This window comes from Pseudoalteromonas sp. MEBiC 03607 (assembly GCF_004792295.1).
Lineage (GTDB): Bacteria > Pseudomonadota > Gammaproteobacteria > Enterobacterales > Alteromonadaceae > Pseudoalteromonas > Pseudoalteromonas lipolytica_C.
This window is the reverse complement of the sequence record NZ_SRRY01000001.1, coordinates 2,597,207-2,624,199: the sequence shown is the minus strand read 5'-3', so window position 1 is coordinate 2,624,199 and position 26,993 is coordinate 2,597,207. Positions and strand designations below refer to the sequence as shown.

Genomic DNA, 26,993 nt, shown 5'->3' with positions numbered 1-26,993 from the left:
CAATTATGGTATTTTGGCAGGAAAAGCCCGCATTCGGGCTGACTACGGAAGACTTACAGGTCTTAACCAATGCAAAAGAGTATCGCATTGAACTATTGCGTTTAATTCGTTCAGCGACAAAAAGAATTTATATAACTGCTTTGTATCTTCAAGATGATGAAGCAGGTCGAGAAATTTTAACGGCATTACACGAAGCCTCATTAGCTAATCCAGATTTAGAGGTAAAAGTACTGGTTGATTTTCATCGCGCTCAGCGAGGTTTAATTGGCGCTGCAAAATCTGATGGCAATGCCAGTATGTATTGTGACTTTCAGGAAAAATACCAGTCTAATGTAAAGGTTTATGGTGTTCCTGTTAAAGCGAAAGAGCTTTTTGGTGTGTTACATTTAAAAGGCTTTGTGATTGACGATACTTTATTGTACAGCGGTGCAAGTCTTAACAATGTCTATTTGCAGCAGGACGATCGTTATCGTTTAGATCGCTACTTTTTAGTGCATCAAGCTGGTTTGTGTAACTCAGTGGTAGAGTTTATTGAATCACACTTATTAAGTTCTGAGGCTGTTCCTCGTATTGATAAGCGACCTCTAGTTAACTTCAACGATATTAAAAATGCGCAAAAGCAGTTAATGCGTGATCTTAAATCAGCAAGTTATGAAAGTGCAGCAGAGGCGAGTGCGGGTGAATTAGGGGTTCGTCTTTTCTTAGGCTTAGGCCGTCGTAGTAATAAACTAAATCGTTTGATTAAGTCATTATTTGATACCACGGAAGAAGAATTAGTACTTTATACGCCTTACTTTAATTTCCCAGCACCATTAATGCGCTCTTTACGTCGATTACTAAAACAAGGTAAGCAAGTAACAATTGTGGTAGGTGATAAAACTGCGAACGATTTTTATCTGCCTCCTAGTGAGCCGTTTAGTAAGATTGGTGCACTCCCTTATTTATATGAAACAATCCTACTTAAATTTTTAAAGTCTCAGAAGCGTCATATAGTAAATGGCAATTTAAATGTTTATCTTTGGAAGCATGAAAGCAACTCTTTCCATTTAAAAGGAATTTGTTCAGATAAGCGTTTACATTTGCTTAGTGGGCATAATTTGAATCCACGAGCATGGGGTTTAGATATCGAAAACGGGATTTTAATTGACGATCCGAAGCAAAATATTCTTGAGCAAATAGAAAACGAAAAACACGCTATTTTGCAGCACTGTCGTCGTTTAAATGGCCCGCAAGACTTAGAGACAATGGATGATTATCCTGCGCCTGTTAAGAAACTTTTGGGTCAGGCAAAGCGTGTAAAAGTAGATTTTATTATCAAACGCTTTATTTAGTGGGCTTAAAGATTAAAAAAAGCAGCGAGAGCTGCTTTTTTTGTGTTTAGCTATTAGCTTTACTTCTGTTGAGCATCTAAAGATTGGCCGTTCACCTCTTTAGAATCGTCGCTCATCAAGTATAAATAAGTTGGCATTAAATCTTCTGGCGTTGCTAATTTATCTCTATCTTCACCAGGGTATGCAGAAGCACGCATAGATGTGCGAGTTGCACCAGGGTTGATACAGTTCACGCGAATATTGGTTTTGCCCACTTCACAGGCCCAAGTTTGCATCATGCCTTCAACAGCAAATTTTGAGATTGCATATGCACCCCAATGCTCACGCCCTTTGCGACCAACACCAGAGGATGTAAAAATAACAGATGCACTTGGTGACTTTCGCAATAATGGAAACATAAATTTAGTGATCATGGCTTGCGCAGTCACATTCACTTTCATAATGTTTTCAAAGGTAGAAACACAGAAATGTTCAAGCGGCCCTAATGAACCCAAAATACCTGCATTGTTTAATAAACCATCTAACTTGCCAAACTGCATTTCTATAGTTGCGGCTAAATCGCGGTAGTTTTGTTTTGTTGCACCTTTTAAATCCATCGGCACGATAGCCGGCTGTGGGTAGCCTGCGTTCACGATTTCATCATAGACACATTCGAGTTTATTAGTTGTTTTACCAAGTAATATAACAGTGGCACCATGCTTGGCATAAGTTAATGCGGCTACGCGACCAATGCCATCACCCGCACCTGTTATTAGAATTACTTTGTCTTTTAGCGCATTCTCTGCGGCTTTATAAGTGTGCATAAAAGTACCATCAATTAGATTTTTTGCTATTTTAACATAGCAAAAAGCCAAGTTATCGAATTTATTGCAAATTAAGGTGGCGAAAATTGAAACTTTACGTTAACTTTAACTGGTCTAATGTCTTATTAATAATCTAATTACATTAATTTAACTTAGAATAAAGGTAGTAGAACAACTACGTTTAACTTTGAACACACAATAACAATAAGATTTGCGCGGAGCGAAATTATGAAAAAAATGCTACTCTCACTAGCCATTGCGTCAGTCATTACCGGCTGTGGTGGAGGAGAAACATTAGAAGATGTTAAAAATGACACCCCACCTGTCATCCCAACCGCGACCGTTAAATTTGACCCTGCAAATAGCGTTATCTCGGTACCTAATGACTTACTGATGAGTGGTACACTTGATGGCACTTTAAATATGCCGGGTGAATTAGACGACAACAATGTTAGTGTTGAACGCGCAGCCTATGCTGATCCTCAGCTTGCACTAGGTGCCCTTGATGGCTGGTCAACACAAACTCCGTTTAAAATCGATTTAGCATTCCCTGCGGGTATCTCACTTGATATGGCTTCTGCCGGTTCACCTGGTGCAGTTCGTATTTTTGAAGTAGTTATGGGCGCAAGTCAAACAGATGAAACCTGTTCGCAAGTACCTGCAGGCATTGCCTGTAAGTTGGTTTCTGAGCTTACCTTTGGTGTTGACTTCATTACACAAGGTTCTGGTGATGCGGTTGCTGTGATCCCACTTAAACCTTTTAAAGCGGGTAGCACCTACATAAACGTTTTAACAACGTCTTTAATGGACTCAGAAGGGCGTTCAATCGAACCATCTTCAACTTATGCACTTGTTAGTGAAGAAACACCGCTAATTACTGATTCACAAAAATCTCTGCAAGCGGTGATTAATAGCTACGAAAATGCAGTCACCTCAGGTGGCGCAATTACAAAAGATGAAATTATTTACTCTGCTGCGATGACAATGCAATCAGCAGGTCAAGTACTAGGTACTGTTAAGCAGCTTTTAGCAGCTAGCCTTTCGCAACCTGCCTTACCAACACCGATGGTTCAAATTCCTGAGCAACCTGTAATTACAGTTGAGCAAGTATTCGCATCACAAGGTATTACAGGTGTTTCACCAGTATTTGGTGGTGTGCAATATCAAAAGGGTAGCGTGATGTTACCTATGTATTTAGCAACGCCTACAGGCAAAACGGTTGATGATTTATCAGCAACTTATTGGCAAGGGCTATGCGACAGTGGTGTTGCTGTACTTGGCTATGCATCTACTGCAGGTGACTCATTCCCAACAGACCCAATCAGCGAAACTGATGGTTTATGTATGGCGTTAAGTGGTGGAAAACTGCGTGATTTAGGTTTAGATCAAACTAAACACTTAACCAAATACAACACAATTCCAAAAACACAAAGCATTGCTAACGTTCCAGTACAAGTTACTAAACCAATTTTACCTGTGATCAACGCAATACGTGGTCAGTTAGGGTTGGATCCTCTGGTAATGCCTGAAGGTGGTTGGCCAGTAGTGATTCTGCAGCACGGTATTACTTCTAAAAAAGAAGATATGCTAGCAATTACAGCACAATTAACAATGCAAGGCTTTGCAACGGCCGCAATCGACCACCCAATGCATGGTGAGCGTGGTGTAGATGTAGACGGCGATGGTACTGATGACTTTAATGCTTCTACAGGTTCAGTTTTAAGCTACATGAACTTACAGTCATTATTAGTTGCGCGTGATAGCTTACGTCAATCAGTTGCTGATTTACTGGGGTTACGTTTAGGTCTTAACTTTACTGGTGCTGCTGATTTAAATGCCCAAGATGTTTCATTCTTAGGCCATTCATTGGGCTCTGTAGTTGCTCCAGCATTTGTTGCTGTGACTAATGCACCGCTAGCTGAGCAAGTTGATCCAATGTTCAATGTGAAGAGTGTTGCACTTGCCAGTGGTGGTGGTGGTATCGCTAGTTTCTTAATTGAGTCAAATACATTTGGTCCTTTTGTGCAAGGCTCTGTTTTACTTGCAGCAGGCACAGCTGAATCTGCAGAGTTTGGTGCTTATGCACAAAATGAAGCGCTGTCTAACTGTGGTTCACTTGCTTCTAACCAAACAGCTTTTGTTACATGTGCTTATAAAGAGTATATTGGTTCGCTAACTATGGCTGGTGAAACTGTAAAACTTGCTAATATTCAAAGCATAATTACTCAGTTTGCTTTTGCTGCACAAACGGCGCTTGATAGTGGTGATCCTTCAAACTACGCCGCATCAGTTGCAGCGCTTGGCACACCAGTCTACATGAGTGTTGTCGTGGGCGACGGTGAAAATAACAATGCTGATATGGTTATCCCACCAATGGTGGCGAGTAATCCAATTGCTGGTAGTTTACCTCTTGCCAACTTAATGGGCTTATCAACGGTTGCTGAGACACAAGGTCCAACTGCTGATGCGATGAGCTATGTGGTTAAATTCACTAAAGGTCATCACAGCTCAGTGTTAACGCCTGTAGCTACTGCTGATTCAGGTGCTACAGCGCAAGAAAGTGCAGCTGCTACAGCTGAGATGCAACTGCAAATTGCGACTTTCTTAGCAAGCCGTGGTCAGTATCTTCAGGTTACAAACTCAGATGTTGTCACTGAATAACTGAAACCTATTAATTAAGTAATAACCAATTAAGTAAAAAGCCACATCATGTGGCTTTTTTTTGCTTTAAAGCATGGTAAATTGTGGCGAATAATTAATAAGTGGAGAGTTTGATTGGAATTTTTATATGAGTACGGGTTATTTCTCGCAAAAACCCTCACATTTGTCATCGCTATTGCTGTCATTGTTGCCATTATCATGGGAGCTGCAGTAAAACCTAAAGCGAAGAAGGGCGAGATAACCATTGATGATTTAAGTGAACAGCTTGATGATTTAAAACAAAGCTTTATCGAAAACACACTTTCAAAGAAAGAGTTAAAAGCTCACCAGAAACAACAAAAAGCAGCCGCAAAAAAACAACACAGTGAAGACCCTAAGTCACGTCTATATGTAATTGACTTTAATGGCAGTGTAGATGCGCACGAAGTAGAAAGCTTACGTGAAGAGATCACAGCTATTTTAACTATTGCAGATAAAGAAAAAGATCGTGTTCTTGTTCGTTTAGAAAGTGGCGGAGGTGTAGTGCATGGTTACGGACTTGCTGCGTCTCAGCTACAACGCTTACGTAATGCAGGTGTGCATTTGACTGTAGCCATTGATAAAGTAGCGGCGAGTGGTGGCTATATGATGGCATGTGTTGCTGATGAAATCGTAGCTGCACCATTTGCAATTGTTGGCTCGATTGGGGTTATTGCGCAAATTCCTAATTTTAATAAAATTTTGAAAAAGAATGATGTGGACTTTGAGCAAATTACTGCAGGTGAATACAAGCGAACATTAACCTTGTTTGGTGAAAATACAGACAAAGGTCGTGAAAAATTCAAACAGGAAATAGAAGAAACGCATGGCTTATTCAAAACATTTGTTAGTGAACAACGCCCTTCACTTGATATAGATATGGTCGCAACAGGTGAGCACTGGTTTGCTACACAAGCCTTTGATAAAGGCTTAGTTGATAAAATTGACACAAGCGATGATATTTTATTGAGCCAAGCAAAAGAGCGTCAAATCTTCAAAGTGAAATACCGTATTAAGAAGAATTTGAGTGATAAATTAGCGGTGGGCTTAAGCTCTGGTTTGAGTAAAGCAGGTGTGAGTTTAATGTCGCGCTTTAAAGGCTTAAACCCTTAAACTTCAGTTTTAAACAGTATATAGGCAATAAAAAACCCGCTATTTAAGCGGGTTTTTTATGAGTCGTTCATAAGTAAATTATTACTTAATAGACTTATGATAGTCTTCTAAATCTTTAGCGGCATTTGGATCGTTAAATACGTCCTCATCAAATTCACCTTCAGATTTTGCAACCACACAGGTCACCATACAATCACCTGTTACGTTTACAGCGGTACGAGTCATATCAAGTAAACGGTCAACACCAATGATAATAGCAATACCCTCTACAGGTAAGCCTACTTGGTTTAACACCATCGCTAACATGATAAGGCCAACACCTGGCACACCGGCAGTACCGACAGATGCTAGTGTCGCGGTCAAGATAACCATTAAATAATCAGAAATTGTTAAATCAACTGAAAAGACCTGTGCAATGAACACGGTAGCAACACCTTGCATAATTGCTGTGCCGTCCATGTTAATAGTTGCGCCTAAAGGTACCGTAAATGAAGCAACTGAGTTGTGAGCACCAAGTTTTTTGCTAGCAGTTTCAAGGGTAATAGGCATTGTTGCACTTGAACTTGAAGTACTAAACGCAAACAAACAGGCGTTTTTCATTTTCTTTAAAAACGTCACTGGATTTAAACCAGTTAATACTTTTAATAAGATACTATAGTTTACAAAGCCATGAATTAAGAGCGCGAAGACCACCACGCCAAAGTATAAGGCAAGGCTTGTGATGAGTTTAAAGTCTATAGTTGTGAATAACTTAGCCATTAAAAAGAATACACCGTAAGGGGCGATATTCATCAGTAGGGTAACAAGTTTTAAAATAACGGTGTTTAAGTCTTCGAACACGGTTGCAACACGTTTACCTGCTTTACCGCTTAAAGCCATCGCCACACCAAATAACAAAGCAAACACAATAACTTGCAGCATATTGCCATTTGCCATTGCATCAATTGGGTTGGTAGGAAACATTCCAATAATGACTTGTGCAAGGGTAGGTGCTTCTTTAGCACTGTAGGTCGCATCTGATGGTAGGTTAATACCTTCACCAGGATTAACTAATAGCGCTAGTGTTATAGCAACGGTGATCGCTATTGCTGTTGTTACTAGATAGAGTAAGATTGATTTTCCACCTAATCGACCTAGTTTTTTAGGGTCACTTAAGCTACATGTACCACACACCAGCGATACAAAAACCAATGGAACAACCAGCATCTTTAAACTTGCGATGAATATTTGCCCACCTACATGGAAGATACCATCCACAAAAAATGCTTTAATTGGTAAAGAGAATAATCCTAGTGGAATTAGGAAATCGTCTTCACCCGCTAAAATCGCTTGAAAGATAAAACCAACAAGCACACCCAGTACCATACCTACCATGATACGAGACGTAAGGCTTAAAGATCGTACTTTTGACATATACCTAGTCTATATTTTTATAAATTTCGCCATAGCCTACCAGCCTGAAGATTTTTATACAGGAAAATTCGACAAATATTTTAAATTAATTCGCTGTAAATCTGATAAAAAAATTATGATATTCGTTCAATTTTTAGGTTAATATTAGGTAAATATATAAATAAATTTAAAATAGCTAACTAGGGAGAGGTCAATGCCTTTATTGCGATGGCTAAGTATTATAGTTTTCAGCTCATTGTTAGTTGCCTGTGGCGGCGGTGGGTCGTTAGAGAACGATAGCGGTTCACTTGATGGAGGGGATGGTGGTACGACTGATACCCCAAGTTACTCTGTATCTGTGAAAGGTTATACAGCGGGCACAAATGAAGAGTCGAGTTCTGTAACGGTCGAATCACCATTAACTATTTCAGCAACTCTGACCAATCAGGGGGTTGCTGTATCTGGTGAAGTGATAACTTTTAGTCTTGATGGTAGTATTGGCTTGATAACACCTGCTTCTGGTACGAGCTTGACCGATTCAAATGGTGTTGCATCAATTACTGTCACTGCAGGTGATACGGCAGGAGCTGGTATCATTACTGCATCCTACATAGTTGGTGAAGAGACTTTTAGTGATACTTTTGGTTTCACATCCGATGGTTCACAAACGGGTGATAGCAGTGGCACAGTTTCATTAGGGCTTTCGATTGTTGACAGTTCTGGTTTACCTTTCTCTTCAGACAACCCGGTTAGTAAAAACAACAAAGGAACGGTTACAGCTACTTTACTTGATGAAAGCACTCCAATTGCTGGCCAATTGATTTCGTTTACTACAAACTTCACAGGTAAAATTACACCCGTACTAGGTACTGCGCTAACAGATGAAAATGGCCAAGCAAATGTCACTTTAAGTAGTGGCGATTCAAAAGGCGCTGGTCAAGTTATCGCAACATATACAGATGAAAATGATAACACCATTACGAAAACGGTAGGTTTTATATCAAATGGTGATGATGCTTCTTCTGATGCTGCCCAATACTCAGTGTCTGTTCTAATGCTAACAGGCTGCAACCCTTCGTGGGATCAAAATCGAAATAATGTGAAGCTTGATCCAACTTCGCAAGCTTCTGGCTGTACTATTACTAATTCAATTTCATCAACCGAGTTAGGTGATTTATTTGTAGAAGTAATAAATGACCAAGGCGGTGATGGTGTTGCTAACTCATTGGTTGATGTAACAACTGATCTTGGTTCTGTATTACCTTCTTCAGGTCGAGCTCTGACTGATAACTTTGGTGTTGCACTTTTAAAATTACAGCCAGGAAATACAGGCGGTGCTGGTACTATTTCGGTGTCATCGTTAGGTGAAAGTGCAGATCTTAACTTTGCTGTTGGTATCGCTGATCTAGTGTTAGAAGTTGATAATGGACTAAACACAGATAGTGAAGGCAATACAATTCCTTTGAAAGCGGGTGGTAGTACTATTATTGAAGTTACCCTTCGCGACGAGCAAGGTAATTTATTTACCACGCCTACAGAAGTAGAATTTAACTCTACGTGTGTTTCAAATAATGACTCGACAATTGATGCATCAGTACAATCGTCAGCAGGTATTGCAAGCTCAACATACCGTGCTAACGGCTGTTCAATCAATGATGTGGTTAATATTACAGTTGAAACGGGCGGCAAAAATTTTACGGCGTCTACTGTTATACCTGTTGAAGTATCGGCTGTTCAATCAATACAATTTCTTGATGTTTCGGAGCCAGTGATTGCGCTTCCACCTGGTGAAGGTGGTTTACCAACACAATCAGTCGTTCGTTTCAGATTACTTGATGCGGATGGTATTGTTTCTGCACAGCAACGTATTGATTTTAAATTGACGGACTCAGTAGGTTTAGCAAAATTAACGCAAAAAACTGCTAATACAGACAACAATGGTGTTGTACAAACAACAGTGACTTCAGGCATCGTTCCTGGGCCACTTGTCGTTAAAGCATGTTTTGTTTCTAAAGAAGATGTTGCTGCCTTGCCTGAAGGTGATGATTTATCTTGTTGGACAGATGAAGTTGAACTATGCGAAGCTGAACCAAGCAATGAAATTTGCCCAGCAGGGACACTTCACTTAGTACCTTTAACTGAGCAAATTAACGCAGTGTCATCTCAACTTGCTTTATACTCTGGTGTTACAGATCAAAACAGTTTTGACTTAAGCCCAGAAGTCTTAAATCCAAATGCATTAAATTATAATGGCGTCACTAATAACCTGACAGTTTATTTTGGTGACCAATTTAATCAATTCAATAGTGATGGTGTTGAATCAACCGTTTTAACTGAGTCAGGTGTTATAGGTTCACAAAGTAATGAAGCAGTATGTCGTACTACTGATGCATCATGTGTTGTTACATGGCGCTCTCAGGGTGAACGACCTTTCTATGACTACAAATGGGGTAATAGAATTGGTGAAATTGATGGTAATACTGCAACTACTGAAGGAATAAACCCTAAAACTGGTGAAGTAAACTGCGACCCTTATTTTGGTATTGCAGCCCCATGTATTGGCACCTTAGTTCGCGCTAAAAATGATCCAAATGGTGTAATTCGAGGTGGACGAACAAGCATACTTGCGGTAGCGAAAGGTCAAGAGAGCTACGAGGATGAGGAGTCATCAGATGGCGTTACTCGTCGAAACGGGTTATTTGATGTTGGTGAATATTATACGTTATATGATTTACCTGAAGCATTTAATGACCACAATGAAAATAATACCTTTGACAAAGCTAACTGTAGCGATGCAACCAGAGATTCTTACGATGCTGATTCAGACCCATGCTCGGAGAAAAATTCACGAGGCGGTCATAATGAAACATGGCGAGATCTTGATAATGATGGTGTATATGACGGCCCTGATGGTAAATATAACGGATTGTTATGTAGTGAAGCTGCCTTTAATGCTGGGCAATGTACGCGTGATTTAATTGAAGTTCGTAAGCAGATTGAAGTAGTTATGTCTGGTGATGAACCTTATGTACGATTCGCAGTATTAAAATCAAATGAAGTAGTGACTGCTCCTTACGAAGTAGTTGTGCCAGCTGATTGTAGTTCGACATTTGCAGGTGGCTTTGAAGAATCAGATAATGCAAGCTGGTGTGATGTTGAATCGATTGATTTGTCGAGTGTTACACGCCCTAACCCGAATTACGATGAGGATGATCCTGATTCAGGCCCAGAAGATATTGATATAGGTTTAACGGGTATCAATATCCAAATTTTCTACAGTGATGAATTTGGCAATCCGCTTCCTGCTGGTACAGAGGTAACAATTACTGCAGACAATGGTGATTTTTCTATACTGCAACATCAAGATATTATCGGAAGCACAAATAGAGACTCAACAATGTCTTCAAGTGTACGTATAGCTCGAGAGGTTGACGGTAACCAAGACGCAGATGGTGTGCTGACCATTACATTTAATTTCGAGAATCAATTTGGTACTACAAAAACAGTAAGTAAATCAATTGCTATACTTGATGATAAATAAATTTAAGCACAATTAAATTTAAAAAATGCCAACCAGAAGGTTGGCATTTTTGTTGCTGTTCTATATATTCCCCTTGAAATTACCGCAAAACACCACATTGACTAAATTAGCAACAAAAATTGTTTAATTATTCAGTCAATGAAGAAAAGTTTCGATTAAAAGCTTGTAACAATTGGTGTTTGTAGATATACCTATAAATATTCGTGCTCCAATGTTAAAAAATCATACTTATTTGTTTAATGTGATGGATATACATTTATAAGGGCAAAAAACTTTAAAACTTTCGGTCAGAAATAGGCAACTATGGGCAAATCACTAGTAATTGTAGAGTCTCCGGCAAAGGCAAAAACAATTAACAAATACTTAGGAAAGGATTTTATCGTCAAGTCCAGTGTTGGGCATGTGCGTGATCTTCCAACTTCAGGTTCAGGCAAAACGAAAACAGCGGCGACCAAAACGCCTGCTGAAGTTCGCAAAATGTCACCAGAAGAAAAAGCTGCCTATAAAAAGCAACGAGATTATAAGAATCTTGTTGCCCGCATGGGGATAGACCCTGAAAAAGGTTGGGAACCACATTACGAAATACTGCCAGGCAAAGAAAAAGTTGTTCAAGAATTAAAAAAGCTTGCTGAAAATGCCGATAAAATCTATCTCGCAACCGATTTGGATAGAGAAGGGGAAGCAATTGCATGGCACCTCGAACAGATTATTGGTGGCGAGCCTGAAAAGTATAAGCGAGTTGTTTTTAACGAAATTACTAAAAATGCAATTCAACAAGCATTCGAAACACCGGGTGAACTAAACACTGATATGGTTTACGCACAACAAGCGCGTCGTTTTCTTGACCGTGTAGTGGGCTTTATGGTGTCACCATTACTTTGGGCTAAAGTTGCTCGTGGTTTATCAGCCGGTCGTGTGCAATCTGTTGCTGTGCGTTTACTCGTTGAGCGTGAGCGTGAAATCAAAGCATTTATCCCTGAAGAGTTTTGGGATGTACACGCTGATGTTAAAAATAGTGAAGCTGCATTACGTTTAGAAGTTACAAAACACGCTGACAAAGCATTTAAGCCTGTTAATGAGGCGCAGGCAATGGCTGCGGTTACTGACCTAGAGAAAGCTCAGTACAAGGTTGTTAGCGTTGAAGAAAAGCCAAGCAAGAGTAAGCCTAGTGCACCATTCATTACCTCAACCATGCAACAGGCTGCTAGTACACGTTTAGGCTATGGTGTTAAAAAGACTATGATGCTGGCTCAACGCTTATATGAAGCGGGCCACATTACTTATATGCGTACCGACTCAACCAACTTATCAAAAGATGCGGTTGAAATGTGCCGTGATTACGTAACCGAGCAGTTTGGTGAAAAGTATTTACCAAAAGCACCGATCAGTTACAGCTCTAAAGGCAATGCACAAGAGGCGCACGAGGCGATACGTCCATCAAGTGTCGCGGTATTATCAGGTCATTTAGATGGTGTTGAAGCAGATGCGAAAAAGCTCTACGAATTAATTTGGCGTCAATTTGTAGCTTGTCAAATGGTACCTGCTGAATATGACCTAACAACTTTAACCGTAGGTGCGGGTGATTATCAGCTAAAAGCAAAAGGCCGTGTACTTCGCTTTGATGGTTGGACAAAAGTTCAGCCAGCTGTTCGTAAAAAGAATGAAGAAGATCAATCATTACCAGCAGTAAAAGAGGGGGATGTACTAACGCTTGTTGAGTTAGATCCTAAGCAACACTTTACTAAGCCACCTGCGCGCTTTAGTGAAGCAAGCTTAGTTAAAGAGCTTGAAAAGCGTGGTATTGGTCGCCCTTCAACTTATGCATCAATTATCTCAACGATTCAGGACCGTGGTTATGTGCGCGTTGAAAACCGCCGTTTCTTCGCTGAAAAAATGGGTGAGATAGTTACTGACCGCTTAGTGGAAAACTTTGAAGATCTGATGAACTTTGATTTTACCGCTAAAATGGAAGGTCGTCTGGATGATATCGCAGAAGGTGAGCGCGTTTGGACACAAGTACTAGACAAGTTTTACGCAGACTTTTCAACTCAGCTTGAAATTGCTTCAGGTGATGAAGAGCAAGGTGGTATGCGCCAAAATCAAATGGTTGAAACAGACATAGATTGTCCAACCTGTGGCCGTAAAATGGGGATTCGTACTGCGTCAACTGGTGTATTCTTAGGCTGTACAGGTTACAACCTGCCACCTAAAGAGCGTTGTACAACAACCATGAATTTGGTGCCTGGTGATGAAGCGATTGCCGCAGATGTTGAAGATGTTGAAACAGAATCACTAATGCAAATGAAGCGTTGCCCAATCTGTGAAACGGCAATGGATTCATACTTGATAGACGAAACACGTAAACTGCATGTCTGTGGTAATAACCCAGCCTGTAAGGGTTATATCGTTGAACAAGGTACCTTTAAAATTAAAGGCTACGATGGCCCAATTATCGAATGTGATAAATGTGGCTCAGATATGCAGTTAAAATCAGGCCGTTTTGGCAAGTATTTTGGCTGTAGTAATGAAGAGTGTAAGAATACGCGTAAATTACTCAAAAATGGTGAAGCTGCGCCACCGAAAGAAGATCCGGTTCATTTACCAGAACTAGAATGTGAAAAATCAGAAGCTTACTTTGTACTTCGTGATGGTGCTTCAGGTATTTTCTTGGCGGCGAATACTTTTCCTAAGTCTCGTGAAACTCGTGCACCTAAAGTTGAAGAGTTAAAACGTTTTAGAGATCGTATTTCTGAGAAGTTTTATTATTTAGCTGATGCGCCTACGCAAGACCCATATGGCAACCCTGCAATTGTTCGTTATAGCCGTAAAAATAAAGAACAATATGTGATGAGTGAAGTCGATGGTAAAGCGACAGGTTGGACTGCTCACTACCAAAATGGCAAGTGGGTTGAAGAAAGTAAAAAGAAAGCGCCTGCAAAAAAGAAAACATCGACAAAAGCTAAGGAATAATTCCTTAGCTTTTCAAGACAATAAAAAACCGGAGCGCACGTCTTTGTGTCATTCCGGTTTTTTTATATCTGGTTTAACGACAAATTAAATTTGTACGTCTTTTACTTTCTTAAAGCCTTCAGCTTCAAGCTCATCGTTCACACATTTTAGTACGTATGGCTTTAATTCTTCGTTGCTGATGTCATCATCTTTAGCCCAGTTTAAACACATCTCAGTGTATTCTTTGATCATTTCAGCTGATGCTTCAGGTGCTTCGTTAGCGATTGCGTTAGACGCTGACACGCTTAATACAGGTGCCAAAATTAGTGCTAGCAATGCTTTGTTCATTTAATTATTCCTAATCAACATAATTAATAATTACTGGCTTAAAGTGCTCAGTAAAGGTGCGCAAAGGGCATACCGCTTTGCTTAAGTGAATTTATAAACGAAATCTGTAAAAAAGATAACGAAATATTTTTATCGTAAAGATAAACAAAAAATAGTCACAGTAGTGCGCTGCAAATATAGAAATTACTAATAAAAACCGCGTATTATCAAACTAATATTTATGAGAGTGATTTTAGAAATGTCAGAACAGATTAATCAAACTAAAAACAAAAAAGTGCCTTCTACATTAGAGAGAGTCGTCGAAAAATTTATTTTTCGTTCTCGATGGCTGTTAGCGCCATTTTTTATAGGTTTATTAGTCGCTGTAGTCTTATTGTTGTTAAAGTTTTTCAAATATCTTTACAGCATGGCCTTAAATACGTTTTCGGCAACTAATCAAGAGTTATTGGTGGGAATATTAACTTTGGTTGATACCGCGCTTTTAGCTGGGCTTTTGCTTATCATTATTTTTAGTGGTTACGAAAACTTTGTTTCAAAGTTGAATATAGACAATCACGAAGACAGACCTGTATGGATGGGAAAGGTTGGTTTTTCAGGGCTTAAGATGAAATTAATAAGCGCCATTGTCGCTATCTCTGCTGTAGAGCTTTTAAAGGTATTTATCAGCTCAAACAACCATTCAACGGATGAGTTACTTTGGAAGGTGTTAATTCATGTGACGTTTGTGGTGTCGGGAGTGTTATTTGCACTTACTGACTACATTAATAGTAAAACCATGAATCACTAATCGTGTTATTAGTAATAAAAAAGCCCTGCATTGCAGGGCTTGGTGTTTAACAACTGATAATTAATTCAGGGTTGCATAAAAGCAACCGAACCCGGGCAGAGTAACTGTATTATTGTTTAACTCAGCTGTGTGATGCGATAGCTCCGTATGCAGTGAAGACACTGTATCAGAGATTGTTAACTCGCTACTTTGTGCGCCTAGGTTGAATGCACACAGCATTTTGACGCCTTCAAAGGTTCTATAAAAAGCAAGTACAGGCTCTTGAGTGTTTAAAAACTCAATGTCGCCTTCTAACAGAACATTTTTATCTTTACGCCATGCCATAAATTCACGGTAGGCATTCAAAATCGAATTTTTGTCTTGATCTTGCGCATTAACAGCAACGGCTTTGTGAGCATTGCCCACAGGTAGCCATGGTTTAGCTGTTGAGAAGCCCGCCTGTTCAGCATCGCTTGCGTCCCATGGCATTGGAGTACGGCATCCATCACGGCCTTTAAAGTTTGGCCAGAAAGTAATGCCGTATGGGTCTTGTAAGTCTTCAAAAGCGACTTCAGCTTCACCTAAACCAAGCTCTTCACCTTGATACATACATACGCTGCCGCGTAATGAAGCAAGCAGGGCGGTCAGCATTTTACATTGCTGCGGATTGATCGTGTTATCTTTACTCCAGCGACTAGCAACACGTTCAACATCGTGGTTACTAAATGCCCAACATGGCCAGCCTTCAGTCATACGCTCTTCTAATGTACTCACGGTATTACGAATATATTCTGCACTGTAATCATTAGTAAGTAATTCAAAGCTATAACCCATGTGGAGTTTATCACCACCTGATGTGTACTCAGCCATAGTAGCTAATGAGTCTTCTGATGAGATTTCACCTAAAGCAACCGTGCCAGGGTATTTATTTAATAGGGCACGAATGTCCTGCATAAAGCTTAAGTTTTCTGGTTGCGTATTATTGTAGTAGTGATACTGGAACGCATACGGGTTATCTTCGCTAAAGCCACGACCCTGACGCTTTTCAGGCGGCTTAGCAGGATTGTCACGTAATTGTGCATCGTGATAACAGAAATTGATCGCATCTAAGCGGAAACCATCAACACCTTTTTTAAGCCAAAACTCCACATTATCTAATACGGCTTTGCGAACTTCAGGATTATGGAAGTTTAAATCAGGCTGTTCTGCAAAGAAGTTATGCAAGTAATATTGACCACGACGCGGTTCCCATTGCCATGCTGGACCACCAAATATAGATAACCAGTTATTTGGTTGTGTGCCATCCGGCTTCGCATCTGCCCAAACGTACCAGTCAGCTTTATCGTTGGTTTTATCTTCACGACTATCGAGGAACCACTGATGTTGATCTGAGGTATGGCTCAATACCTGATCAATAATAATTTTAATATCACGTTGGTGAGCTTGTGCAATTAAATCATCAAAATCAGCAAGGTTACCAAAAATAGGGTCGATATCACGATAATCACTTATGTCATAACCAAAATCTTTCATTGGTGATTTAAAGAAAGGTGAAATCCAAATAGCATCAACACCCAAGCTCTTAATATAATCGATGCGATCAATGATACCTTTGATATCACCAATGCCATCGCCATTGGTGTCTTGGAAACTGCGCGGATAAACTTGATAGATAACCGCACCTTTATACCACTGCTTTTGAGCCATGTTTTTCTCCATCGTGACACTCAGTGTTTGTAAACTGTTGGGCAACTAACCAGATGTTGCCGGAATGTCAAAAGCATACGTGAAGGCTGGGATAGTGTAAAAACTCTGCATACGTATGCACGCTAAATTCATATTTTAATTACTGAAAAAATATCCGTCGTTGCACCAGTTCAATTGGCTATTTCATCTATGAAAAAATTTACCAATTGGCTTTGCTTGTTATTTGTAAAAACAATAAACCCCAGCTTGGTGCATAAAACAGTTGCTTCTGGCCAAAGTAGTGCAAATAAAATTTGGTAAGACCAATTTCCAGTTTGTCGAACTTTTTCTGTTTATTAACATTACTTCTTTTGCTAACACCCTGTTGAGGAGGCTTTTGTGTTTCTACTGGAGAGTTAAGGTTCAAAATTATGGCGAAAATGTTTCATTCTTATTAAATTGTGCTGGTATCATACTAAAGTTAACAATTACAATGGGTTAAGTCTTAATTGTGTAAATGTATTGTTAATTTTTAAGTGGTTGAACTACGCTGAATACGTATGCATAAATTTGTTAAGGAAATAATCTCGGCGTTAATATTCATTCCGACAACAAAATCAGTCAACGACTTCAGCTATTAGATAATAAATATCTGCATCGCGTTGGCATTACAATTTGGGTAATGGGAAAAGCATCATGTCTATGTTCAAACCAAGTATATTAACTCTGGCTTTAACAGCCGCAGGTTTAAATAGCTTTGTAGCGTATGCTGCAGAAGAAGACCAAAAAGCAAAAAACGATAACGTTGAAGTTATCGAAGTAAAAGGTTTTCGTGGCAGTGTTGTAGAATCTATTAATACTAAACGCTTCACTCCTGAAGTTGTTGAGTCAATCTCAGCAGAAGATATCGGTAAGCTACCAGATTCATCAATTGCAGAATCAATTGCACGCCTTCCTGGTTTAACTGCTCAACGTCTAGATGGTCGAGCTAGCCGCGTAAGTGTTCGTGGTTTCAGTGAAAACGAAAGTGCTACTACTTTTAATGGCCGTGAGCAAGTATCAATCGGTGACAACCGTGGCGTAGAATTTGACCTTTACCCATCAGAAATTATGAGTGGCGTAACGGTATATAAAACACCAAGCGCTAGTCTTGATGCAGAAGGTATTGCTGGCGTAATCGACATGCAAACTGTTAAACCTTTAAGCAAAGGTGAGCAAGTTATCATGTTCAATGGCCAATATGAGCAAACTGGTTTTGATAAATTAAACCCAGACGGTGACGATAAAGGTTTCCGCGGTACTGTTTCATACATTGATCAGTTTGCAGATGACACAATTGGTGTTGCATTTGCTTACAATACAATGAGCTCACCTAACCAAGAAAAACGTTGGAATTCATGGGGCTACCCTGAGTTTACCGGTGGAGACGGTAACACGTATTCAATTTTAGGTGGTGCTAAACCATTCGTACGTTCATCGACTCTTGAGCGTGACACAGCGATGCTTGTTATTGAAGCTGCGCCGACAGACCGTCTTAACATGACATTCGATGCCTTATACGTTGATTTTTCGGATGAAAAAATCTTACGTGGTATTGAAGTGCCATTTGCTTGGGGCCAAGGTTCTATCGACCCAAGCTCAGCTGTAATTGATGCTGACTCTGGTTTTATCACAAGTGCAGTAACTGAAGGTCAACGTGTTGTTGTTCGTAACGACTACGAAGAGCGTAACGCTGAGCTAACTCAGTTTGGTTTTAATGCAAAATACGACATCAGTGATGACTGGTCAGTAGAATTTGACGTAAGCCGCTCTGAAGTTGAACGTCAAATCTGGAGTATCGAAAGCTACTCAGGTACAGGTCGTGGTGACGCAAATGGTGTTGCTGATACGATTGGTTACGAGTTTGACGGTGGTAACACTGGCGCGCAATTCAGCCACAACCTTGATTACAGCGACTACGACTTAATCCAACTTGGTGGCCCATTATCTTGGGGTGCAAGTGCTGCACTTAACGATAAGTATGGTTTAACAGGTACTGAATACCAAAATACAGCGCAAGATGGCTTTATCAACGCGCCAGAAATCAATGATGAATTAAGCACATTAAAACTTGCTGCAAGCAAAGTACTTGATAACGCTTACATCAGCCGTGTGTCATTTGGTATGTCTTACCGTGACCGTGAAAAGAGCAAAGTGTCTGAAGGTTACTTCATGACATTAAAAGATTTCTCTTTATCAAATCCAGGTATGTTATCAATCCCTGAGCAATACCGTTTAGGTACAGCGAGCCTTGACTTCATTGGTATGGGCAACATGGTTGCATACGATACCAACGGTTTAGTAAACGACGGTTATTATAACCTTCTTCAAGAAAGCTTAACTGATTCAAAACACAAGACACAATCTTGGACTGTACAAGAAGAAGTAACAGCGTTTTTTGCTCAAGCTGACATTAATGCTGAAATTGGTTCAATCCCTGTAACAGGTAACGTTGGTGTTCGTTATGTGAAAACTGAACAGTCTTCACAAGGCTTTGCCGCTAACACAGTGAATGGTTTAGTTGTTGTATCACCAACTGATGTAAGCCACGATTACAGCCACTTCTTACCAAGCATCAATTTATCGTTTGCAATTGATGAAGAGCAAACTGTACGTTTTGGCGCGGCGAAAACGATTTCTCGTGCTCGCTTAGATGAAATGAACTCATCAGTTAATGCTTCTTACAATCAACAACCTGATGAAAATGGTAACTACTGGAGTGTATCAGGTGGTAACCCTGAACTTGAACCAAAAGAAGCTACAGGTTTTGATGTAAGCTACGAAAACTACTTCCATGAAGAAGGTTACTTTGCAGCTGCTGTATTCTATAAAGATATCACTCAGTGGATTTTCGATGGTACTTATGAAATCGACATGAGCGGTGTAGCTGACCCGTCTACCGGTGAAATCCCTGCAACTTCAACCGGTACTGGTTCTGGTAAAGTAAATGGTGGTTCTGGTGACCTATGGGGTTATGAGCTTTCATTAACACTACCGTTCACTATGTTCAGTGAATCACTAGACGGTTTTGGTTTAATCGCAAGCCATACAGGTGTTGAGCAAGACTTAACTGACCAAAATGGTAACGAATATGAGCTACCTGGTTTATCTGACCAAATCGATAGCTTAACAGTTTACTTTGAGCGTAACGGTTTCCAAGCACGTACTAGCATGCGTAAACGTAGTGACTTTAAAGGTGACGTATACGGTTTAGGTTTTGCTACTACACAAGTTGATATTAAAGGCGAAACAATTTGGGATGCACAAATTGGTTATGACTTTAGTGAAGGCGGTGTAGAGAGTCTTGACGGTTTATCTGTAACTTTCCAAGTTCAGAACATCACAGAAGAGCCGTTCACATCACTACAAGGTGATAACTCACTTCAAGTACGTGATTATCAAGACTACGGTCGTACATTCCTGTTAGGCTTCAGCTACAAGCTGTAATGAGCTAAACAGAGATATAAAATTGCCCTTGTGATTTGTTTTACAAGGGCTTTTTTATATCAGTGAGCTACACTCAATGAATTGAAATTGGCGTTAGGTGTACTATGGAATCAAAAAAAATAACCAAAGTAGTGATTGCTGGCGGTGGTACCGCAGGGTGGATAACTGCAGCATTACTCAATAAAGTGCTGGGTAAAGTGCTTGATATAACCCTGATAGAGTCAGCAGAAATTGGCACTGTCGGTGTCGGTGAAGCCAGTATTCCACCTATTTTGCATCTAAATGGTGCGCTAGGTATAACCGAAAAAGAATTTATTAAGGCCACTGGCGCAACGATTAAACTGGGTATTGAGTTTGAAAATTGGCGCAGCCAAGGTCACAGCTATATGCACGCCTTTGGTGAGATAGGTAAAGACTTCCCGTTTTGTGAGTTTTACCACTTTTGGTTAAAAGCAAATCAAGCTAATAATGCACCTGATTTTTGGGATTTTTCACTTAACTACCAAGCTGCAAAAGCACATAAATTTGCCCACCTTAAACAAATTCCAAATACTCAGTTAGCGGGCTTACATTATGCCTATCATTTTGATGCCACACGATACGGCGAGTTCTTAAAAGAATTAGCACAATCACGGGGCGTAAAACGGATTGAAGGCAAAATTGAATCGGTTAATCAATGTCACCAAAGCGGGCATATAACCTCTTTATTGCTTAAAAATGGCGAGCAAATTGACGGCGACTTATTTATTGATTGCACAGGTTTACGTGCATTATTAATAGAGCAAACACTTAATGCAGGTTTTGAGGATTGGTCACATTGGTTACCTTGTGATAGTGCTGTTGCAGTGCAAAGTGAATCAGCTAACGATGCAATTCCATATACACGTTCAATTGCAAGAGACTCGGGTTGGCAGTGGCAAATTCCATTACAGCATCGTTTAGGCAACGGTCTTGTCTATTCTTCTCGTTTCTTATCAGACGAAGCGGCAAAACAACAGCTCTTGGATAACTTACCTGCTAAACCACTGACAGAGCCCCGCGTTATTAAATTTAAAACAGGCCGCCGTTTAAAGCAGTGGCATAAAAATGTGGTATCGGTTGGCTTATCGAGCGGATTTTTAGAGCCATTAGAATCGACCAGTATTCATTTAATTCAAAGTGCAGCCATTCGTTTAATTAAGTTTTTTCCTCATCAAGGTATTAAACAAAGCCTTGTGGATGAATTTAATCAACAAAGTAAAACAGAATTTGAGCGAATTCGTGACTTTATTATTCTTCACTACAATATTACTGAGCGTGATGACAGTGCGTTTTGGCGTTTTTGTAAAGGCATGGATATTCCAAGTAGTCTTAAAAAGAAAATTGAGCTATTTAAAACCAGTGGCAAGCTCGTAAGAGAAGACGATGAGCTATTTGCCGAAGTTGCATGGCAACAAGTGATGATAGGGCAAGGGCTTATAGCAGAGGATCACCATCCATTAACTGATGCGTTATCAGATGAGCAGTTAAATGAGCTATTTAGTAATTTAAAAACCTTGATTAATAGCACTGTAGAGCAACTGCCGAGCCACAGTCAATTCTTAGAAAAAGTACAAAATTAACTATGAAAACAACACGAATATTTTTAGCGTTAACGACCGCATTTACGCTTTTCAACTCGACAGCCAGCTTTGCAATTACTGCGTCACCAGAAAACTGGTGGGTAGGAATGCAAAATGACTCGTTACAAGTCATGCTTTACGATAACAATATTGCTAGCAAAACGTGGCAAATGATCCCTTATAAAGGTGTTGAGTTTAAAGGGGTGACAACAACGAATAACCCTAACTACGCGTTTTTAGATTTAACCATTAGCGATAATGCAAAGGCGGGAACACTAACCTTTAAAGCTGAAGATGGCACAGAATTTACTTACCCGTTAAATGCCCGTGATAAACAAAGTGCCAATCGTCATGGCTTTACAAATAAAGATACGCTTTATTTAATCAATCCTGATCGCTTTGTAAATGGTGATCCAAGCAATGACACCGTTGCTGGTATGAAGGAGGCTGCAAACCCAAGCTTTAAAGGTGGCCGACATGGCGGTGATATTCAAGGTGTTATTAATAGCCTAGATTATCTTGAGGACTTAGGTGTGACTCAACTTTGGTTAACACCGGTGCTTGAAAATGACATGCCAAGTTACTCTTATCATGGTTATGCCATTACTGACTTTTACAAAGTTGATCCGCGTATGGGTAGTAATGCACTTTACAAAACATTATCAGCAGAGGCGAAAGAGCATGGCATCGGCTTAGTGATGGACATGGTACTTAACCACTTTGGTTCATCGCATCAGTGGATGGTTGATATGCCAACAGCAGATTGGGTTAACTTTGATGGCAAGTTTGAAAACGGCAAAAATGCCACAAGTCACGCCAGACAAACAATTCAAGACCCACATGCGAGCCAATACGATAAACGTCAATTTAATGATGGTTGGTTTGTTGAGTCTATGCCTGATTTAAATCAGCGCCAGCCGTTACTGTCTACTTATTTGATTCAAAATGCCATTTGGTGGATTGAATACGCCAACTTAAGCGGCATTCGTGTTGATACCTATTCATACTCAGATAAAGCATTTTTAGCCGATTGGACTAAAGCCATTATGACCGAGTATCCAAACTTTAATATTGTAGGTGAAGAGTGGACAACCAACCCGGCAATTGCTTCTTATTGGCAGCGCGGCAAAGTAAATCAAGATGGCTATACCTCTGACTTACCGAGTGTGATGGACTTTTCATTACAAGAAGCGCTGCTCCAAGCACTCAACGAAGAAGAAAGCTGGAATACAGGTTGGGTAAAAGTGTATCAATCGCTAGCGAATGACTTTTTATATGCTGATACAGATAACATTTTAGTGTTTGCTGATAATCATGACATGAGCCGTGTTTACACTGAGCTTGGTCAAGACCTAGCAAAAACAAAATTAGCCATGACGCTACTGTTAACGACTCGCGGTATTCCACAAATTTATTACGGCACAGAACTGTTACTTGATAACACGCCAAGTAATGACCACGGTGATATTCGCATTGACTTCCCGGGTGGGTTTCATGGTCAAAAAGCGAATGCCTTCACAGGCGAAGGACTTTCAGCTGATCAGAAAGAGATGTTAACTAGCATTAAAAAGCTGCTTCAACTGCGCCAAGAAAAACCAGCCCTAAGCGAAGGCCGTTTAATGCATTTTTCACCGAAGCAAGGCGTTTATAGCTATGTGAGAGAACACCATGGGCAAACTGTATTAGCTATTCTTAACAAAAACCAACAAGCCATTGATTGGGACTTAAGCTACATGCAAGAAGTGCTGAAAGGCAACAATAAAGGACGCGATTTAATCACCGAAAAACCTGTTGATCTTGCAGCGCCAATCCGCTTAAAAGCTATGCAAGCACGCTTAATCGAGCTTGAATAATTGCAACTAATAAGCTGAATACGTATGCATTTACTGTCCGTATGCAGCCCTTAACATTAGTATGAACTGATATTTACAGAAAAATGAAGTAATGATGACAACATACAAACTAACTGCGCTAGTAGTGGCTTCGGTTTTAGGTTTAACTGCCTGTGGTAACGATGCGCCAGTACAGCAGAACACGCAAAAGCAACAATCAGAAGCTAGCCAAGCAGCTATCTCTAAGCCTGTGGTTTATCAAGTATTCACTCGATTATTTGGTAATACAAACACCACGAATAAACCGTGGGGCACATTAGAAGAAAATGGGGTAGGCAAATTCGCTGATTTTAATGATGCAGCATTACAAGGTATTAAAGAGCTAGGCACGACACATGTTTGGTATACCGGTGTGCCGCGTCATGCATTAGTAACTGATTATACTGAATACGGTTTGTCTCAAGATGACCCTGATGTTGTAAAAGGGCGTGCAGGCTCGCCTTATGCGGTGAAAGATTATTACGATGTTAATCCTGATTTAGCAATTAACCCTGAGCGCCGCTTAGAAGAGTTTGTTGAGCTTATCAATCGTACTCATGAGCACGGTATGAAAGTTGTTATTGATATTGTGCCAAATCATGTAGCGCGTAACTACGAGTCGGTTGCCAAGCCTGAAGGTGTTAAAGATTTCGGCGCTGATGATGACACGACGAAAACCTATGCTCGCGATAATAATTTTTATTATGTAACAGGGCAGTCATTTCAAGTGCCAACAAGCGATAGCTACCAAGTATTAGGTGGTAACCCGCATCCACTTGCAGATAATCAGTTTGATGAAACACCAGCAAAATGGACGGGCAATGGGGCACGCGCTGCTAAACCCGACATCAATGATTGGTACGAAACAGTTAAAATCAATTACGGTGTGAAACCAGACGGCAGCTACGATTTCCCAACACTACCAGCTGATTACGCTGAAAAAGATTACCGTGCGCACTATGCTTTTTGGCAGGATAAAGACCTACCAAATAGCTGGTATAAATTCCGAGATATCGCACTATATTGGTTAGATAAAGGTGTTGATGGTTTCCGTTATGACATGGCAGAAATGGTGCCTGTTGAGTTTTGGAGCTTTTTAAACTCATCAATCAAAATGCAAAAAAGTGATGCCTTTATTCTGGCAGAGGTTTATAACCCAACACTTTATCGCCCTTATATTCAGCAGGGTAAGATGGATTATCTGTACGACAAAGTCGGCTTTTACGACACAGTTAAAGCTGTGATGCAAGGTAAACAACCAGCAGAAACTATTTTTGAAATCCAAAGCCAAGTGGCTGATATTGAAGAGCACATGCTGCACTTTTTAGAAAACCATGATGAGCAACGCATTGCTAGCCCGGATTTCGCTGGTAGCAGTGAAAAAGGTAAGCCAGCTATGGTGGTTTCTACATTAATGTCGCGTTCGCCAACCCTACTTTATTTTGGTCAAGCTGTTGGTGAAGATGGCTCTGAAGACGGTGGTTTTGGTGACCCAACGCGTACCAGCATTTTCGATTATATGGGTGTACCTGCGCATCAAGCATGGATGAATAATGGTAAATTCGATGGCGGTGCGCTTTCAAAGCAGCAAGCTGATCTTCGCGCTTACTACACGAAGTTAATGTCATTAAACACACTTCCTGCCATTGTTGGCGGTGACATGCAAGCGGTTGAATTGACTGGCTCAGAGCAAGTAATTGCCTTTACGCGTAAGCTAGGCCAACAGCTGGTGCTTGTAGTGAGTAACTTTTCAGAAAATCCACAGAATGTTGAGCTTACTCTTAACCAAGCGTTATTACCTAAACTTAACCACAGTGGTTTAACGTTAACTGACAATCTAGAAAATCATGCCGACATTGTGATTTCTGAGGCAGCAACGAAGGCGCCAATTCAATTACAACTGAACGGCTTAAGCAGTGCAGTATTTACCTTAAAGGCTGACTATGAATAATAACAAACCAACGCTAAGCTTTTGGCAAATATGGAATATGTGTTTTGGATTCCTTGGCATCCAATTTGGCTTTGCATTACAAAACGGTAATGTAAGTCGTATATTTCAAACTTTAGGTGCCAATGTTGATGACATTCCAATCCTTTGGGTTGCAGCGCCGCTTACAGGTCTTATCGTACAACCTATCATTGGTTACTGGAGCGATAAAACATGGAATAAGTTAGGTCGCCGTCGTCCGTTCTTTTTCTATGGGGCAATTTTAACGACGTTATCGTTATTCATTATGCCTAACTCACCAAGCCTGTGGATTGCGGCGGGTATGTTATGGATCATGGATGCGTCAATTAACGTGACTATGGAACCTTTCCGTGCACTTGTCAGTGATAATCTGCCGAAAAAACAACGTGCAACTGGTTATGCAATGCAAAGCTTCTTCATTGGTATCGGTGCGGTTGTCGCGTCTGCTTTACCTTGGATGATGACTAACTGGTTCGATATTGCTAATACAGCACCTGCTGGGCAAATCCCGGATTCTGTAAAATTCTCGTTTTATTTTGGTGCTGTTGTTTTAATTTTTGCTGTATTTTGGACCGTCTTTACAACTAAAGAATATTCACCAGAAGAGCTTGAAAGCTTTCATGAACAAGAGCAAAGCGATGACTCGGCTGATGTTCAAAGTGATGTCAACTTTAACAAAGGCGCTGCAATCTTTACGGTGCTTGGCCTTGTTGTACTTGGTATCGTTACCGGTCTTTCTCTTGAGAAAGAGCTGTATTTGCTTGCAGGTGGTTTGATTAGCTTTGGTGTTATTCAATTTATTGCCGGTGCTTTAAAGGCTAAAAACGCAACCAGTGGTGGCTTTTATCAGGTTGTGAATGATGTATTCACTATGCCAGAAACGATGAAACAATTGGCTTGGGTACAATTTTTTAGCTGGTTCTCATTGTTTGCAATGTGGATTTATACCACCTCGGCAGTAACTAGCTTCCACTACGGCAGCAGTGATACAAGCTCACTTGCTTATAATAACGGTGCTGACTGGGTTGGTGTGCTATTTGCCGCTTACAATGGTTTTGCTGCCATTGCAGCACTGTGTATTCCAATTATCGTTAAAAAAGTAGGGCTAAAAATGGCCCATGCTATCAACCTAGTGTTAGGTGCATTGGGCTTGGTAAGCTTTATTATTATCAAAGATCCAAGTTTACTAATCTGGCCAATGATTGGGGTTGGTTTTGCTTGGGCTTCAATTCTATCTTTACCATACGCAATGTTAAGTACCTCAGTACCAAGTAAGAAAATGGGTGTGTACATGGGTATCTTTAACTTCTTTATTGTTATTCCGCAGCTTTTAGCGGCAAGCGTATTAGGCCTAATTTTACGTCACTTTTTTGATAATCAACCGATTTATGCGTTAGTGCTAGGTGCAGTGTCATTTGTACTAGCAGCGGTCGCTGTACTGCGCGTTAAGCAATAATA

General features: G+C 40.3%; 15 protein-coding genes. 11 read left to right on the top strand and 4 right to left on the bottom strand.

Annotation, left to right across the window (positions count from 1 at the left end):
• The first annotated feature begins 5 nt into the window (after positions 1–5).
• Positions 6–1,331, top strand: coding sequence for a CDP-diacylglycerol--serine O-phosphatidyltransferase (gene pssA, locus E5N72_RS12010; RefSeq protein WP_135924976.1), 1,326 nt, complete (start codon positions 6–8; stop codon positions 1,329–1,331).
• A 59-nt stretch (positions 1,332–1,390) separates the two neighbouring features.
• Here pssA and E5N72_RS12005 read toward each other — a convergent pair whose 3' ends face one another.
• Positions 1,391–2,134: a YciK family oxidoreductase gene (locus E5N72_RS12005; protein ID WP_135924973.1), complete on the bottom strand. Its 744-nt coding sequence runs from the start codon at positions 2,132–2,134 to the stop codon at positions 1,391–1,393.
• 228 nt (positions 2,135–2,362) lie between these two features.
• Between E5N72_RS12005 and E5N72_RS12000 the strand changes: the two genes are divergently transcribed.
• Both E5N72_RS12000 and sohB read left to right on the top strand, forming a co-directional pair.
• Positions 2,363–4,795 carry a VolA/Pla-1 family phospholipase gene (locus tag E5N72_RS12000; RefSeq protein ID WP_135924971.1) on the top strand — a complete coding sequence of 811 codons (2,433 nt, stop codon included), beginning with the start codon at positions 2,363–2,365 and terminating at the stop codon, positions 4,793–4,795.
• A gap of 114 nt (positions 4,796–4,909) precedes the next feature.
• Positions 4,910–5,926, top strand: a complete 1,017-nt coding sequence (gene sohB / locus E5N72_RS11995) for a protease SohB (protein ID WP_135924969.1) — start codon at positions 4,910–4,912, stop codon at positions 5,924–5,926.
• A gap of 81 nt (positions 5,927–6,007) precedes the next feature.
• On the opposite strand, the gene E5N72_RS11990 is transcribed toward sohB, so the two are convergent.
• The gene (locus E5N72_RS11990) at positions 6,008–7,339 is read right to left on the bottom strand and encodes a dicarboxylate/amino acid:cation symporter (RefSeq protein ID WP_135924966.1); all 1,332 of its coding nucleotides are present in this window, start codon (positions 7,337–7,339) and stop codon (positions 6,008–6,010) included.
• A 193-nt stretch (positions 7,340–7,532) separates the two neighbouring features.
• Here E5N72_RS11990 and E5N72_RS11985 point away from each other — a divergent pair, with 193 nt between their 5' ends.
• Both E5N72_RS11985 and topA read left to right on the top strand, forming a co-directional pair.
• Positions 7,533–10,859, top strand: coding sequence for a hypothetical protein (locus tag E5N72_RS11985; RefSeq protein ID WP_135924963.1), 3,327 nt, complete (start codon positions 7,533–7,535; stop codon positions 10,857–10,859).
• A gap of 303 nt (positions 10,860–11,162) precedes the next feature.
• Positions 11,163–13,829 carry a type I DNA topoisomerase gene (gene topA / locus E5N72_RS11980; RefSeq protein WP_135924961.1) on the top strand — a complete coding sequence of 889 codons (2,667 nt, stop codon included), beginning with the start codon at positions 11,163–11,165 and terminating at the stop codon, positions 13,827–13,829.
• Between the two features lie 84 nt (positions 13,830–13,913).
• Here topA and E5N72_RS11975 read toward each other — a convergent pair whose 3' ends face one another.
• Positions 13,914–14,156 (bottom strand): hypothetical protein, encoded by a 243-nt coding sequence (locus E5N72_RS11975; RefSeq protein WP_135924959.1) that lies wholly within the window; start codon positions 14,154–14,156, stop codon positions 13,914–13,916.
• Between the two features lie 238 nt (positions 14,157–14,394).
• On the opposite strand from E5N72_RS11975, the gene E5N72_RS11970 reads away from it, so the two are divergent.
• Positions 14,395–14,943: a TIGR00645 family protein gene (locus E5N72_RS11970; RefSeq protein WP_135924956.1), complete on the top strand. Its 549-nt coding sequence runs from the start codon at positions 14,395–14,397 to the stop codon at positions 14,941–14,943.
• 60 nt (positions 14,944–15,003) lie between these two features.
• Here E5N72_RS11970 and E5N72_RS11965 read toward each other — a convergent pair whose 3' ends face one another.
• Positions 15,004–16,629 carry an alpha-glucosidase family protein gene (locus tag E5N72_RS11965; RefSeq protein ID WP_135924953.1) on the bottom strand — a complete coding sequence of 542 codons (1,626 nt, stop codon included), beginning with the start codon at positions 16,627–16,629 and terminating at the stop codon, positions 15,004–15,006.
• A gap of 675 nt (positions 16,630–17,304) precedes the next feature.
• Here E5N72_RS11965 and E5N72_RS11960 point away from each other — a divergent pair.
• The 5 genes from E5N72_RS11960 to E5N72_RS11940 all read left to right on the top strand — a co-directional run bounded on the left by E5N72_RS11960 (position 17,305) and on the right by E5N72_RS11940 (position 26,991).
• Positions 17,305–20,094, top strand: coding sequence for a TonB-dependent receptor (locus E5N72_RS11960; protein WP_135924951.1), 2,790 nt, complete (start codon positions 17,305–17,307; stop codon positions 20,092–20,094).
• A 104-nt stretch (positions 20,095–20,198) separates the two neighbouring features.
• Positions 20,199–21,695, top strand: coding sequence for a tryptophan halogenase family protein (locus E5N72_RS11955; RefSeq protein ID WP_135924949.1), 1,497 nt, complete (start codon positions 20,199–20,201; stop codon positions 21,693–21,695).
• 2 nt (positions 21,696–21,697) lie between these two features.
• On the top strand, positions 21,698–23,548 hold the full coding sequence (locus E5N72_RS11950) for a glycoside hydrolase family 13 protein (protein ID WP_135924947.1): 1,851 nt from the start codon (positions 21,698–21,700) through the stop codon (positions 23,546–23,548).
• Positions 23,549–23,639: 91 nt separating this feature from the next.
• The gene (locus tag E5N72_RS11945; RefSeq protein ID WP_240704519.1) at positions 23,640–25,517 is read left to right on the top strand and encodes an alpha-amylase family glycosyl hydrolase; all 1,878 of its coding nucleotides are present in this window, start codon (positions 23,640–23,642) and stop codon (positions 25,515–25,517) included.
• Positions 25,510–26,991: an MFS transporter gene (locus tag E5N72_RS11940; protein ID WP_135924944.1), complete on the top strand. Its 1,482-nt coding sequence runs from the start codon at positions 25,510–25,512 to the stop codon at positions 26,989–26,991. Before E5N72_RS11945 ends, E5N72_RS11940 begins: the two co-directional genes overlap by 8 nt.
• The last annotated feature ends 2 nt before the right edge of the window (positions 26,992–26,993 follow it).

Excerpts from the sequence above, each read along its gene's own strand:
- pssA (WP_135924976.1), top strand. The coding sequence starts at position 6 with ATGGTATTTTGGCAGGAAAAGCCCGCATTCGGGCTGACTACGGAAGAC.
- E5N72_RS12005 (WP_135924973.1), bottom strand. The coding sequence starts at position 2,134 with ATGCACACTTATAAAGCCGCAGAGAATGCGCTAAAAGACAAAGTAATT.
- E5N72_RS12000 (WP_135924971.1), top strand. The coding sequence starts at position 2,363 with ATGAAAAAAATGCTACTCTCACTAGCCATTGCGTCAGTCATTACCGGC.
- E5N72_RS11990 (WP_135924966.1), bottom strand. The coding sequence starts at position 7,339 with ATGTCAAAAGTACGATCTTTAAGCCTTACGTCTCGTATCATGGTAGGT.
- E5N72_RS11985 (WP_135924963.1), top strand. The coding sequence starts at position 7,533 with ATGCCTTTATTGCGATGGCTAAGTATTATAGTTTTCAGCTCATTGTTA.
- topA (WP_135924961.1), top strand. The coding sequence starts at position 11,163 with ATGGGCAAATCACTAGTAATTGTAGAGTCTCCGGCAAAGGCAAAAACA.
- E5N72_RS11975 (WP_135924959.1), bottom strand. The coding sequence starts at position 14,156 with ATGAACAAAGCATTGCTAGCACTAATTTTGGCACCTGTATTAAGCGTG.
- E5N72_RS11970 (WP_135924956.1), top strand. The coding sequence starts at position 14,395 with ATGTCAGAACAGATTAATCAAACTAAAAACAAAAAAGTGCCTTCTACA.
- E5N72_RS11965 (WP_135924953.1), bottom strand. The coding sequence starts at position 16,629 with ATGGCTCAAAAGCAGTGGTATAAAGGTGCGGTTATCTATCAAGTTTAT.
- E5N72_RS11960 (WP_135924951.1), top strand. The coding sequence starts at position 17,305 with ATGTCTATGTTCAAACCAAGTATATTAACTCTGGCTTTAACAGCCGCA.
- E5N72_RS11955 (WP_135924949.1), top strand. The coding sequence starts at position 20,199 with ATGGAATCAAAAAAAATAACCAAAGTAGTGATTGCTGGCGGTGGTACC.
- E5N72_RS11950 (WP_135924947.1), top strand. The coding sequence starts at position 21,698 with ATGAAAACAACACGAATATTTTTAGCGTTAACGACCGCATTTACGCTT.
- E5N72_RS11945 (WP_240704519.1), top strand. The coding sequence starts at position 23,640 with ATGATGACAACATACAAACTAACTGCGCTAGTAGTGGCTTCGGTTTTA.
- E5N72_RS11940 (WP_135924944.1), top strand. The coding sequence starts at position 25,510 with ATGAATAATAACAAACCAACGCTAAGCTTTTGGCAAATATGGAATATG.